This window comes from Polaribacter sp. P097 (assembly GCF_036864555.1).
Lineage (GTDB): Bacteria > Bacteroidota > Bacteroidia > Flavobacteriales > Flavobacteriaceae > Polaribacter.
Genome location: NZ_JAZETJ010000002.1, coordinates 631,323 through 645,514, shown reverse-complemented (window position 1 = coordinate 645,514; position 14,192 = coordinate 631,323). Strand labels below are relative to the sequence as shown.

The window sequence follows — 14,192 nt, the reverse complement described above, 5'->3', positions numbered from 1 at the left end:
AAAACAAAAGTAATGACATCATTAAAAGTAGGGGATAATGCTCCTCAATTTGAAGCAAAAGACCAAGAAGGAAATACCATTAAATTAGCTGATTATGCAGGTAAAAAATTGGTGCTTTTCTTTTATCCAAAAGCGAGTACTCCAGGTTGTACTGCAGAAGCTTGTAATCTAAGTGATAATTATGAAACCTTTTTAAGTAAAGGTTATGATGTTTTAGGTGTAAGTGCAGATTCTGCCAAAAGACAACAGAATTTTATCAATAAGAATGAATTAAAATTTCCTTTATTGGCAGATGAAGATAAATCTGTAATAAATGCATTCGGTGTCTGGGGCCCTAAAAAATTTATGGGTAGAGAGTATGATGGAATTCATAGAACCACTTTTATTATAGACGAAGAGGGTAAAATAGAAGAAGTTATTTCTAAAGTAAAAACTAAAGCGCATTCAGAGCAAATACTTGGATAAGCTACAAAAAAAAAAGGAAGCAATTAGCTTCCTCTTTTTTTTTTATCAATTTTGAATTGATTATAGTTGTAATGATAAACCAAAAATAATTTGATTAGTTCTGTTGTCTACTGTAATATTTGTGTTATTGTCTGTAAATCTTGCTTCAGAATCAGATAAACCTCTTTCCCAACGAACATCTAATCCTACTTTACCAAATTCAACACCAAACCCCATTTGCATACCTACTGAGAATTTATCAAAATCATCTGATGATAAATCAGAGAAGCTAAAATTATCTTCAATTATATATTGAAAAGATGGACCTATAAATACATTACCAAAACCTAGAACTTTTTTACCTAATAAAACAGGCACATCTAATTTTTTAAAGTCATAATCAGTTGCAGCACTTTTGTAAGTATACTCACTTTTTACTTGAGTATAAACAAGTTCTGGTCTTAGATATAAGCCTAAAATTGGTAGTTTACCTCTAAACCAAACACCTGCATGAAAACCAGATTTAGAATCGGCTCCATTTATAATGTCATTTCCTGCAGATGATAAAGTTAAATCTCCATTGTTATTGTAGTTAATACCTCCTTTAATACCAAAATTAATTTGAGCATTAGAAACTTGACTTAACCCTAAGGCTAAAAAAACTACTAAAATTACTTTTTTCATAATATATTTATTTAGTTATTAATTGAATAAATCTTTATAATAAACGTATTTATTTTCTAGAAATTACTTTTTTAACAGCTTTTACTACTGCATCTGCATCTAAACCGTATTTTGCCATTAATTGAGCAGGTGTTCCAGATTCACCAAATGTATCGTTGGTTGCTACAAATTCTTGTGGTGTAGGTGTGTTTAAAGCTAGTGTTCTTGCAACACTTTCACCCAAACCTCCTAATTTGTTATGCTCTTCTGCAGTTACAATACAACCAGTTTTAGCAATAGATTTCAAAATAATTTCTTCGTCTAAAGGCTTGATTGTGTGTATATTAATAACTTCTGCAGATATTCCTTCTGCTTCTAACTGTTCTGCTGCTTGTAAAGATTCCCACACTAAATGGCCAGTTGCAACAATGGTTACGTCTGTACCTTCAGTTAACTGAATACCTTTACCTATTTCAAATTTTGCGTCATCAGGCATAAATACAGGTACTTTTGGTCTTCCAAAACGCAAGTAAACAGGTCCTTCAAAATCAGCAATTGCCAATGTAGCAGCTTTGGTTTGGTTGTAATCACAAGGATTAATAACTGTCATTCCTGGTAACATTTTCATTAAACCAATATCTTCTAATATTTGGTGTGTAGCTCCATCTTCACCTAAAGTAACTCCTGCATGAGATGCACATACTTTTACATTTTTACCAGAATAAGCAACAGATTGTCTTATTTGATCATAAACTCTACCAGTAGAAAAGTTAGCAAATGTACCTGTAAATGGTATTTTACCACCTATTGTTAAACCAGCAGCAATACCAATCATGTTTGCTTCTGCAATACCTACTTGAAAAAAACGTTCTGGATTTTCTTTAATAAATTGATCCATCTTTAAAGAACCAATTAAATCTGCACATAAAGCAACTACGTTTGGATTTGTTCTACCTAACTCAGTTAGACCATCTCCAAAGCCTGAACGTGTATCTTTTTTTTCTGTGTATGTATATTTTTTCATTATAAATATATTATTGTAAAAATTTTGGTAAAAATAAACTTTTATTTTTCTTTAGACTTGTTATTTTAAAGATAAGAAAGAAGACTTTTTAACAGTTTGTGAGGAAGTTTAAATTACAGGTTCATTAATTCATCATACAATTTATGAACAGGCAAACCAACTACATTAAAATAGCTTCCTTCAATTTTGTAAATTCCTATAAAACCTATCCATTCTTGAATGCCATAAGCACCTGCTTTATCAAAAGGTTTGTAGTTTTTTATGTAGTAATTAATTTCGTCATCAGAAAGAGCTTTGAACGTAACTGTGGTTACATCGTTTATAATTTTCTGACTATTTTTTGTTTTGATGCTAATAGAGGTAATAACTTCATGAGTGGTGTTTGATAACTCTTTTAGCATTTGAAAAGCGTCATCTTCATTTTTTGGTTTACCTAATGCTTTCTCATTTAACCAAACTATAGTATCAGAAGTAATTAAAACATCATTTTCTTTTAATACTGCAAAAGCTTTAGATTTTAAATCTGCTAAGTAATCTGTTATTTCTGAACCTTTTAATTCTAAAGGATAAACTTCATCCACAGGTTTCAAGTCAATTTTAAAATCGATATCTAAATCCTTAAAAAACTGCTGTCTTCTAGGTGAGCCTGAAGCTAAAATGATGTTGTAATTTTGAAGTTTTTCTCTAAGCATTGAAGCTTTTCTTAATTCTTGCTAAATCTCTTTTATTATCTCTATCTTTAATAACATTTCGCTTATCATGGGTTTGTTTACCTTTTGCAAGTGCAATTTCTAGCTTTGCAAACCCTCTTTCATTTATAAATAGTTTTAAGGGTACTATTGTATTTCCTTTAGCTTCAACATCCTTTTTTAAACTTTTTAATTCACGCTTGTTTAAAAGTAAACGTCTTTCGCTTTTTGGCTTGTGATTAAAGTGATTACCATACATATATTCTTTGATATACATATTTACAATAAACAATTCTCCACGTTCATTAAATTCACAGAAACTTTCAGTAATTCTAGCCTGACTTTGTCTTATTGATTTAATTTCTGTTCCAGTTAATTGAATTCCAGCAACATATTTGTCTAAAATTTCAAATTCGAAACGTGCTTTTTTATTCTGAATGTTTATTTTTTTCTGCAATTCTAAGTCTACTTTTTAATTTATACAAAGATACATTATTAGATTAGAGAAAGAAATGTAAATTTGACGTTTCATAAGTACTAATTTTCATAAGAAATTAATTTCATGCGTTTTTTATCTTTTCTTTTTATCGTTTTCTTGGTGTCTTGTAAATCTGAAAAAGTGGAGTTATCTGCTCAAGAAATTATTGATAAAAGTATTATTGCTTCTGGAGCAGATAAGGTTGCTAACTCTGAAATATCTTTTCGTTTTAGAGATAAAAAATACAGAGCAGTTCGTAAAAACGGAATTTTTAAACTGTACAGAAGTTTTAAGCAAGATTCGTTAGATATAGATGAGTCTATTTCGAATACTGCCTACGAAAGGTTAATCAATAAAAAACCTACAAAGGTTATAGATTCTATGATAACGACTTATAGTAACTCTATAAATTCTGTCCATTATTTTTCTGTGTTACCTTTTAGTTTAAATGATAAAGCAGTTTACAAAAGGTTATTACCTTCTAGAACTGTTAAAGGTATTCCTTACTATAAAGTAGAAATTACTTTTGATGAAAATGGAGGAGGAGAAGACTTTAATGATGTTTTTATCTATTGGATAAACCAAGAGAATTTTCTGATAGATTACTTGGCTTATGCCTATGAAACAAATGGAGGAGGAAAAAGATTTCGTGTATTAAAAGAGCAATGTTCTGTTAAAGGAATTCGTTTTGTAGATTACTATAATTACAAACCAATAGCTATAGATTCTAAATTAATAGATTTAGATATTGCATTAGAAAACAACGAGTTGCAAAAGGTATCTGAAATAATACTTGAAGATATAGAAGTTGATTATTAACCTCTAAAAATCAATTTTTTATAAATTATTTTGTTGAAAAATTATTCAACCTTTTTTGATTCGCTTGTTACATCATCTCCTTTAATGGTAACTATAAATAACGTAGCATTATCATCATCAGATAAACTCTCATATTTGTTTTCGCCTAAAATTTTGTTTACAAAAGCAGGTGTAGTATTACTATGGCCAACTATTAAAATCGATTTTCCTTTGGTGTTTTTTTGAAAAACAGAGTCATACATATTACTTGGGTCATAGGTGTCTACCTTTAAATTTTTACTTAAGGCAGTTGGAGTAGCAGTTTGTATGGTTCTATTGTAATTGGTAGAATAGACAGCATCAATTGTTATGTCTTTAAAATACTCAGACCAATTCTGAGCTCTTTTTTCACCTTCTATATTTAAGTTCGGATTTCTATCTCTAGGATTTATTCTTTCTTTTTCTGAATGACGAATTAAGTAATAAGTTGTGGTTTCATCTGGTGTACAGCTAAAAAATAGCGTGAAAGAAAATATAAAAAGTAGAAAAAATTTCTTCATAATAGATAGGTTTGCTGCTAATATACTTAAAAAAGAAAAGTGATGTTTTTTCAAACATCACTTTTTACAAATTAATCTAATACACTATTAATTTTCAACTAAATCAGATTGATTTCTAAAAACTAATTTATCATCAAATGCATCTAATAAAATAATACTATCTGTTGTAATTCTACCTGCCAAAATTTCTTTAGAAAGTTGATTCAACACTTCTTTCTGAATAACTCTTTTTACAGGTCTAGCTCCAAATTCTGGTTGAAATCCTTTTTGGGCTAAATATGTAATCGCTTCATCTGTAGCGTCTAAAGTAATTTCTTGCTTGCCAATCATCTTCTTTAGTTGATCTATTTGTAATTTTACAATTTCAAATATATCTGCTTTATTTAAAGGTGTGAACATAATAACATCATCTATTCTGTTTAAAAATTCAGGTCTTACAGACTTCTTTAATAAACCTAAAACTTCAATTTTGGCCAATTCAGTTACAGCATCTAAATCTGCTTTAGGATCAGAGAATTTTTCTTGTATAATATGACTTCCCATATTTGATGTCATGATAATTATTGCATTTTTGAAATCTGCAACTCTACCTTTATTATCTGTTAATCTACCTTCGTCTAAAACTTGTAGAAGTACATTAAAAGTGTCTGGATGTGCTTTTTCAATTTCATCTAAAAGCACTACAGAGTATGGTTTTCTTCTAACAGCCTCAGTTAATTGTCCTCCTTCATCATAACCAACATAACCAGGAGGTGCACCAACTAATCTACTCACAGAATGACGTTCTTGATACTCGCTCATATCTATTCTTGTCATCGCATTTTCATCATCAAAAAGATATTCAGCTAAAGCTTTTGCTAACTCAGTTTTACCAACTCCTGTTGTACCTAAGAATAAAAAACTTCCTATAGGTTTGTTAGGGTTTTGTAAGCCTGCTTTAGATCTTCTAACTGCATCAGAAATAGCTACAATTGCTTCTTCCTGGCCAACAACTCTTTTGTGTAATTGATCTTCTAATTTCAGAAGCTTTTCGCGTTCAGATTGTATCATTTTAGTAACAGGAATTCCAGTCCATTTTGCTACAACCTCTGCAATATCATCTAAAGTCACTTCTTCTTTAATTAAAGATTTTTCATTCTGATTTTCTTGCAAAACCTTTTGATAAGCTTCTAAATCTTCTTGTGCTTTTTTAATTTTACCATATCTAATTTCAGCAACTTTTCCATAATCTCCTTCACGTTCTGCTTTTTCAGCTTCAGATTTAAAATCTTCAATAGCGGCCTTGGTATTTTGAATATTATCTACAACCTCTTTTTCAGACTTCCATTTTGCATTAATTTCATTACGCTCTTCTTTTAAATTAGCTAAATCTGAGCGTAAAGATTTTAATTTTACTTCGTCTTTTTCACGTTTAATGGCTTCAATCTCTATCTCTAACTGCATTACTTTTCTATCTAACACATCTAATTCTTCTGGTTTAGAGTTGATTTCCATTCGTAATTTAGATGCAGCCTCATCCATTAAATCTATGGCTTTATCTGGTAAAAAACGGTTGGTAATATATCTTTGAGATAATTCTACAGCACCAATAATGGCTTCATCTTTAATGCGAACTTTATGGTGTGTTTCGTACTTTTCTTTAATTCCTCTAAGAATAGAAATAGCACTTTCTGTATCTGGCTCATTTACCTGTACTTTTTGAAATCTACGTTCTAACGCTTTGTCTTTTTCAAAATATTTTTGATATTCATCTAAAGTCGTGGCACCTATTGCACGCAATTCTCCTCTAGCTAAAGCAGGTTTTAAAATATTTGCAGCATCCATTGCACCTTGTCCACCTCCAGCACCAACTAAAGTATGAATTTCGTCAACGAATAAAACAATGTCACCTTCAGAAGTTGTAACCTCTTTAATTACTGCTTTTAAACGCTCTTCAAATTCACCTTTATATTTTGCACCAGCAATTAATGCGCCCATATCTAAAGAAAAAATTAATTTATCTTTTAGGTTTTCTGGTACATCACCATCTACAATTCTATGAGCTAAACCTTCTGCAATTGCTGTTTTACCAGTACCTGGTTCACCAACTAAAATAGGGTTATTCTTAGTTCTTCGAGATAAAATTTGAAGAAGTCTTCTAATTTCTTCATCTCTACCAATAACAGGATCTAACTTGTTCTCTTGAGCAAGTTGATTCAAATTTTTAGCATATTTATTCAAAGAATTGTAAGTTTCTTCCTGGTTTTGCGAAGTCACATTTTCTCCTTTTCTTAACTCTTCAATGGCTGCTTTTAAATCTTTTTCATGAACTCCTTGGTCTTTTAAAACCTGGGCAATTTTACTTTTAGACTTAAAAATTGCTAAAATTAAGTGTTCTATAGAAACATAATCATCTTTCATATTTTTAGCAATGATTGATGCTTCATTTAAACTAGTTCCAGCTTCTCTGGATAACATTAATTCTGCTCCTGAAACTTTAGGTAAACTCTCTAATTGCTTATCTAAAATTTGTGTAACTAAGCCAATATTAATATTCAATTTCTTCAATAGAAAAGGTAATACATTTTCATCTACCTGAATTAAGGCTTTAAAAATATGCTCATTTTCTATTTGATTATGACCATAACCTTGCGCAATTTGTTGCGCCATTTGAATGGTCTCTTGTGATTTTGTTGTATAGTTATTAAAATTCATTTTCAATTTTTATTTTCAATTTTCATAGTGTTTATAGCAATAGTAGTACCATCATAAATTTAGTTAAAAAAAACAGTCATTTTGTCTTTAAAATGCTTGCTATTACTGACTTTTTGACTGGTTTTGTTTTGTATATTTGTGCTTCGAATTTATAAATACGAGCTATGGGTTTATTTAATAATATGTTTGGAGGTAATGATAAAGGTAATTCTAAACCTGAAAAAAAGTCACATTTAAATTGGATTCCTTTAACCGATTTGAATCAATTAGAAGAAATTAAGCATCTTTCAAAAACAGAATCAGTTTTAATTTTTAAGCATTCTACTAGATGTGGAATTAGTAGTATGGTAATTAAACAATTTGAAAAGCTTTTTAAAGAGGAACATGAAAGTTTAAAGGTTTACTATTTAGATTTATTAAGATATCGAAACATTTCTGATGAGGTTGGTTATACGTTTCAAGTTATGCATCAATCACCACAACTAATTGTGGTTAAAAATGAAGTTTCTGTATTTAATGCCTCTCATTATGACATTACTTTAACGGATTTAACCAAATTTGTATAGGTAAACTTGCATTAAACCTTAATTAAGTCTTATTTTTGTATCTTAAATTTTTAAAATTTTGGCAGAAAACAGTACTTCAGAAAAGATTGTAGGTAAAGAACTATATGGTTATCAAAAAGATGCACTTCAAGAAATATTTCAAAGATTTGAAAGCGCACCAAAAGACTATCATTTATTATATCAATTACCAACAGGAGGTGGAAAAACTGTAATTTTCTCAGAAATTGTAAGACGTTACATTAAAACTTTTAAAAAGAAAGTTTTAGTACTTACCCATAGAATTGAATTAAGTAAACAAACTTCTAGAATGTTAAAGGAGTTTGGTGTACGTAATAAAATTATCAATTCTACAGCAAAACTTGATGATCAGCATGATTTTGAATGTTTTGTTGCAATGGTTGAAACTTTAAAGAACCGTTTAAACGATGAAAAACTAGATATCTCTGATATTGGTTTAGTAATTGTTGATGAGGCGCATTACAATTCTTTCACAAAAATATTTAAGTTTTTTAACGACTCTTTTATTTTGGGAGTTACAGCAACACCATTAAGTTCTAACATTAAATTACCAATGTATGAGAACTATCAAGAATTGTTTGTAGGTGAGTCTATACAAGATTTAATAGATAATGGTTATTTAGCTAGAGCTAACATGTACTCTTATAATGTAGGATTAACATCTTTAGAGGTTGGTGCAAATGGAGATTATACCGTAAAATCTTCTGAAGATTTGTATACCAATACAGATATGTTAACCAAGTTAGTTTCTGCTTATGAAGAAACAGCAAAGGGTAAAAAGACTTTAATATTTAACAATGGTATTAATACGTCTATACAAGTGTTTCATGCGTTTAAAAAAGCAGGATACCCAATTGCACATTTAGACAATACCAATACCAAAAAAGAAAGAGAGTTAATTCTTAGATGGTTTCATAAAACACCAAATGCTATAATTACTTCTGTAAGTATCTTAACAACAGGTTTTGATGAACCAAGTATAGAGGCTATTATTTTAAATAGAGCTACAAAATCGTTAACCTTATATTATCAGATGATTGGTCGTGGTTCACGTATTTTTGGTGATAAGAATACCTTTGATGTTGTAGATTTAGGAAACAATTTCTACAGATTTGGACCCTGGGGAGCAGATTTAGATTGGCAAAAAATGTTTAGAGCTCCAGATTACTATTTAAATGCCATTCTTTCTGATGAAGAAATAGAAAGTACTTTTAGATATGAATTACCTGCAGATATTAAAAAGGAGTTTGCAAAATCTGAAGACACTTATTTTGATATGAAAGCTGTTTACATAGATACTATTAGATCTGGTGAATCTTCTAAGCGAGTTTTAGAGAAATCTATAGCTCATCATGCCAAAATGTGTATAGAAAATAGTGAAGACGTTTTTGATGCATTAATTTTAGCTAAAATGCTAGGAGAGGAGATAGATGATAGAATAAATAGGTATGCAAAATGTATTTCAAAAAGTACGCACAACTTTGTAACCTGGTTAAAAGATGATTACAGAAAAAAGCTAAATTCTTATCTAAGAGAAAATTTTGATGAGGAGTATGAGAAGATTTTTGGTCATCCACCAATTGAAGAATAAAATAAAAAAAACGCTGATTATTCAGCGTTTTTTTATGCCATTTTTTTAGCTATTTATCTATCATAAATTATGGCAACCATTATTTCTTAACTATTGCTATTCAAGTTTTATTTCTATCCTTTAAAGTTAGAAAATACCTTTAAATAAAAAACCTCGCAAATTGCGAGGTTTTTCTGTGTTCAAATAACAAAAAGTTTCTTATCCTTTTGTCTTATTTTTAAACTGATCAAATTTATCAGCTTCTGGCTTAGGCCAGCTGTTATTAGAAGTATCAACATCTGCAGTTTCCATATCTGGATCTACTTTGATACTTTTAATTTCTTGTGTAGAAGAGAATACTCTCTTTACAGTATTGTCATCTCTCATCCAGATTTGAGCTGGGAAAGTTTCTCTTTTAGTAGAACCATCAGCATACGTTAATTCAACGATTAATGGCATTACTAAACCTCCTGGTTTTTCAAACTCAACAGAGTAAATGTAAGAAGGTACTTCTATACCATTTGCATATTGATCCATAGCATTTGGGTTTGCATCTTCTTTTTTATCTGTAATGTAAACTAAAGGTCCTAAATTATCAAAATACTGCTTGTATTGTGCTTTTAACTTAGTAACTCTTTCACTTGGCTTATCTGTTAAATATAAAGGCTTAACTTCTTTAATACCTATGTCTGTAACATCTGTAGTATAGAACCATCCTCTCCAGAACCAATCTAAATCCATACCTGAAGCATCTTCCATAGATCTAAAGAAATCTTCTGGTGTTGGGTGTTTAAACATCCATCTTTGAGAATATGTTCTAAAGGCATGATCAAATAATTCTGGTCCCATAATTGTTTTACGTAACATGTATAAACCAGCAGCTGGCTTAGAGTATGCATTTGGTCCGAATTGTTTTACGTAATCTCCTTGAGACATAATAGGAGAGATGTTAGACTGATCTCCACCCATATATCTTGTGATATCTTTTGCTGGATTAGAAGCAAATAATTCTGCATCATAAACATCTTCAGCTAAAATTTCTACGAAAGAATTTAATCCTTCATCCATCCAAGTCCATTGTCTTTCATCAGAATTAACAATCATTGGGAAGAAGTTATGACCAACTTCGTGTATAATTACACCTAACATTCCTTTTTTAGTTCTGTCTGAATAAGTTCCATTAGGATTTGGACGACCAAAATTGAAACAAATCATTGGGTACTCCATTCCTTGTCTTTCTGAATGTACAGAAACAGCTTTAGGATAAGGATAATCGAAAGTTAACTTTGAATACTCTATTAAAGTTGTAGCTACAGCTCTTGTTGAGTGCTCTTCCCATAATGGGTTACCTTCTTTAGGATATAATGATGTAGCCATAATTGTGTTACCATTTACGTTTACAGCCATTGCATCCCAAATATATTTTCTTGATGTTGCAAATGCGAAATCTCTAACTTTTTCAGCTTTGAACTTCCAAGTTTTAGTTCCTGTTGCACGTCCTTTTTCTGCTTTTTCAGCTTCTTCTTGTGTTACAATTAAAACTGGGTTATCAAAACTTTTTCTAGCTTTAGCATAACGTTTACGCTGAGTTCTTGTTAGAACATCTTTTTCGTTTTGTAACGTTCCTGTAGCTTCTACAATATGATCTGCAGGCACTGTAAGATTAACTTCGTAATCTCCAAATTCTAAAGCAAACTCAGATCTACCCCAGAATTGCATATTTTGCCAACCTTCAACATTGTTATACACTGCCAATCTTGGAAAAAACTGAGCAATTGTATAGTTATTGTTACCATCATCAAAAGATTCTAATCCTGAACGACCACCATCTTTGTTGATATCATTTATTTTGTAATTCCATTTAATACTAAACTCAAACGTTTCACCAGGAGCTAATGCTTTTGGTAAATTAATACGCATCATAGTTCTATTGATAAAGTGAGATAAAGGTTTACCACCTGTCATTACACTTTCTATATTAAATCCAAATCCTTTACCTTCATTCATATATGAAGTTTTAAAGTTGTCTGGAGTAATAAAAGCAGCTGCAGAATTAGATCTTGCCAAAGGCGTTTTAGAGTCATCTGCTCTCATGTTTTGATCTAATTGTACCCATAAATATTCTAAATCGTCTTTAGAGTTATTGTAGTAAGTAATATTTTCATTACCATAAATTTTGTTATTAGCTTCGTCTAAACGAATGTCCATAACATAATCTACCTTCTGCTGAAAGTATTGATGTCCAGGAGCACCTGATGCTGCATGCTGATCATTTGGAGTTGCTAAAACATCTTTTAGTTGCCTAAATTTGTTTTCATCAGTGTGACCTAGTTGTGTTTTCTTTTTTTCTTTTTGCTCTTGAGCTACAGAAGCTGTTGCAATAAAAAATAAAGAAAAAACTAGTAAAGAGATTTTTTTCATTTGTATTGATTTGAATTTAACTAGCCATAAAATTACTGATAATTAGTACGATTTTACTAAAATGTTAAAAATTTTAACAAACCTTTATCATAAAAAAAAGGCAATATGATAACATATTGCCTTTTTCTTAGAATTGGATAGCTTTTATCCTTTCATTTTCTGTTTAAATTTATCGAACTTGTTTGCTTTTTCTCTTGGAAAAGAATTGTTCGAAACATCTACATCTGCAGTTTCTAAATCTGGGTCAATCATAATGCTTTCTATTTGCTTAGATGAAGTAAATACTTTGGTTACTTCTTTGTCATTATATCTCCAAATTTGAGCAGGATATGTTTTCTTTTCTTTACTACCATCTTTATAGGTAAATTCTACGATAATTGGCATTACTAAACCACCAGGTTTTTCATACGTAATTTCATAGTGATATTTATCTTGATTACTGGCAAAACCTAATCCTGCAGAAGTATCTTCTACAAATTCTACTGTGTTGCCCTCTTCTTTAGTAGCGTATTTTTTAACTCCTTTTACACCAATATCTGTAACATCAGTAGTATAGAACCAACCTCTCCAAAACCAATCTAGATCTATACCAGAAGCATCTTCCATAGTTCTAAAGAAATCTGCTGGAGATGGGTGTTTAAACATCCATCTTTGAGAATATGTTTTAAATGCATGATCAAACAATTCTTTACCCATAATTGTTTCTCTTAAAATCCATAATGCTGTTGCTGGTTTACCATAAGCGTTAGAACCAAAACTATATACATTATCTCCCTTAGACATAATTGGAGCAATTCTTGATTGATCTCCAGACATGTATCTTACAATATTTTTTGGATAACCTCTTACAATAGGAAAATCTTTGTCATAATCTAGCTCAGCTAACATTTCCATATAAGAATTTAAACCTTCATCCATCCACGTCCATTGTCTTTCGTCTGAATTTACAATCATAGGAAAAAAGTTATGCCCAACTTCGTGCATGGTAACTTTAATCATTCTGTATTTCATTCTGTCTGAATAACCACCATCTGGTAAATCTGGTCTTCCAGGATTGAAACATATTTGCGGATATTCCATTCCCATTTGTCCATCTACAGAAATTGCTTTATGGTAAGGATAATCAAACGTATATTTAGAATACGTTTTTAATGTTTGGGCTGCAGCTCTTGTAGAATGGTCACCATACAAAGGGTTTGCTTCTTTAGAGTATAAAGATTCTGCCATTACTGTTTTACCATTAATGTCTACAGCCATTGCATCATATATAAATTTTCTTGATGTTGCAAAGGCATAATCACGTACGTTTTCAGCAATAAACTTCCAAGTTTTTGTCTTTGTTGCTTTTGACTTTTCAATTTTTTCAGCTTCTTCTTGAGTTCTAATTACTACAGGATTATCAAAACTTTTTCTAGCTTTTTCTCTTCTTTTTAATTCTTTCTTTGAAAAAACCTCTTTTGGATTTTGTAAAACTCCTGTTGCTCCCAACATATGATCTTCAGGCACTGTAATATTTACTGTAAAATCTCCAAATTCTAAGGCGAATTCACTTCTTCCCCAAAATTGATCATTTTGCCAACCTTCTACATTGTCATAAACACACATTCTTGGGTAGAATTGTGCTATTACATAGTTGTTATTATCATTTTCAGTAAAGTGCTCATAACCAGATCTACCACCATCTTTTCTATGATTGTTGATGTTGTACCACCAAGAAATATTAAATTCGAAAGTATCTCCAGAAGCTAAAGGCTCTTCTAAATTAATGCGCATCATAGTTTGATTAATAGTGTGTGATAATGCACTACCATCTTTATTAGTAACACTCATTATATTAAATCCGCCATCAAAACGCTCTTCAGGAAAAGCTCTGTTAAATCTGTTTTTACTAATTTTTTTAGGAATAGAATTAGGAGAAATATCTGGGGTTTTAGAATCTGCAGCTCTCATATTCTGGTCTAATTGTACCCATAGATATTCTAAATCATCTTTAGAATTGTTGTGGTAGGTAATAGTTTCTGAACCTGTAATTTTTGTATTGGCATCATCTAAAACAATATCCATTACATAATCTACTTTCTGCTGGGTGTATTCTTTACCAGGTTTACCAGAAGCAGTTCTTTCTAAGTTTGGTGTGGGTAATTCTTGCTTTAATTGCTTAAACTTATTTGTATTTACATGCCCTTGTTTTGTTATTTGGCCATATGTTGTGGCTGCAAACAAAAATGAAAGCATTACTAATCCAAATTTTTTCATAAATGTTGATT

Annotated in this window: 12 protein-coding genes; 4 read left to right on the top strand and 8 right to left on the bottom strand. The window is 30.6% G+C overall.

All coding sequences use genetic code 11. The features are described 5' to 3' along the window. Positions 1–12 precede the first annotated feature (12 nt). Positions 13–465 carry a thioredoxin-dependent thiol peroxidase gene (gene bcp / locus V7R38_RS10210; protein ID WP_334058134.1) on the top strand — a complete coding sequence of 151 codons (453 nt, stop codon included), beginning with the start codon at positions 13–15 and terminating at the stop codon, positions 463–465. 60 nt (positions 466–525) lie between these two features. Here the strand turns inward: bcp and V7R38_RS10205 are convergent, their stop codons facing one another. From V7R38_RS10205 to smpB, 4 genes are all read right to left on the bottom strand, one after another. After that, entirely contained in the window at positions 526–1,128 is a 603-nt protein-coding gene (locus V7R38_RS10205) for a porin family protein (protein WP_334058132.1), read from the bottom strand. A 49-nt stretch (positions 1,129–1,177) separates the two neighbouring features. After that, complete coding sequence (locus V7R38_RS10200; protein WP_334058130.1) at positions 1,178–2,131, bottom strand: transketolase family protein; 954 nt, start codon at positions 2,129–2,131, stop codon at positions 1,178–1,180. A gap of 113 nt (positions 2,132–2,244) precedes the next feature. Then, positions 2,245–2,823, bottom strand: coding sequence for a Maf-like protein (locus V7R38_RS10195; protein WP_334058128.1), 579 nt, complete (start codon positions 2,821–2,823; stop codon positions 2,245–2,247). Beyond that, a complete protein-coding gene (gene smpB / locus V7R38_RS10190) occupies positions 2,816–3,277 on the bottom strand; it encodes an SsrA-binding protein SmpB (RefSeq protein ID WP_334058126.1) in 462 nt (153 codons plus the stop codon). Before smpB ends, V7R38_RS10195 begins: the two co-directional genes overlap by 8 nt. Before the next feature lie 105 nt (positions 3,278–3,382). On the opposite strand from smpB, the gene V7R38_RS10185 reads away from it, so the two are divergent. After that, a complete protein-coding gene (locus V7R38_RS10185) occupies positions 3,383–4,117 on the top strand; it encodes a DUF6503 family protein (protein WP_334058123.1) in 735 nt (244 codons plus the stop codon). 41 nt (positions 4,118–4,158) lie between these two features. Here V7R38_RS10185 and V7R38_RS10180 read toward each other — a convergent pair whose 3' ends face one another. Together V7R38_RS10180 and clpB are read right to left on the bottom strand one after the other, a co-directional pair. Next, on the bottom strand, positions 4,159–4,656 hold the full coding sequence (locus tag V7R38_RS10180; RefSeq protein ID WP_334058121.1) for a SixA phosphatase family protein: 498 nt from the start codon (positions 4,654–4,656) through the stop codon (positions 4,159–4,161). Positions 4,657–4,743: 87 nt separating this feature from the next. After that, the gene (gene clpB, locus V7R38_RS10175; protein WP_334058119.1) at positions 4,744–7,350 is read right to left on the bottom strand and encodes an ATP-dependent chaperone ClpB; all 2,607 of its coding nucleotides are present in this window, start codon (positions 7,348–7,350) and stop codon (positions 4,744–4,746) included. 164 nt (positions 7,351–7,514) lie between these two features. Between clpB and ytxJ the strand changes: the two genes are divergently transcribed. Together ytxJ and V7R38_RS10165 are read left to right on the top strand one after the other, a co-directional pair. Further along, positions 7,515–7,916 carry a bacillithiol system redox-active protein YtxJ gene (ytxJ, locus tag V7R38_RS10170; RefSeq protein WP_334058117.1) on the top strand — a complete coding sequence of 134 codons (402 nt, stop codon included), beginning with the start codon at positions 7,515–7,517 and terminating at the stop codon, positions 7,914–7,916. 58 nt (positions 7,917–7,974) lie between these two features. After that, positions 7,975–9,525: a DEAD/DEAH box helicase gene (locus V7R38_RS10165; RefSeq protein ID WP_334058115.1), complete on the top strand. Its 1,551-nt coding sequence runs from the start codon at positions 7,975–7,977 to the stop codon at positions 9,523–9,525. 198 nt (positions 9,526–9,723) lie between these two features. Here V7R38_RS10165 and V7R38_RS10160 read toward each other — a convergent pair whose 3' ends face one another. Together V7R38_RS10160 and V7R38_RS10155 are read right to left on the bottom strand one after the other, a co-directional pair. Further along, the gene (locus V7R38_RS10160; protein ID WP_334058113.1) at positions 9,724–11,925 is read right to left on the bottom strand and encodes a M1 family metallopeptidase; all 2,202 of its coding nucleotides are present in this window, start codon (positions 11,923–11,925) and stop codon (positions 9,724–9,726) included. 144 nt (positions 11,926–12,069) lie between these two features. Next, on the bottom strand, positions 12,070–14,181 hold the full coding sequence (locus V7R38_RS10155) for a M1 family metallopeptidase (RefSeq protein ID WP_334058111.1): 2,112 nt from the start codon (positions 14,179–14,181) through the stop codon (positions 12,070–12,072). Between the last annotated feature and the right edge of the window lie 11 nt (positions 14,182–14,192).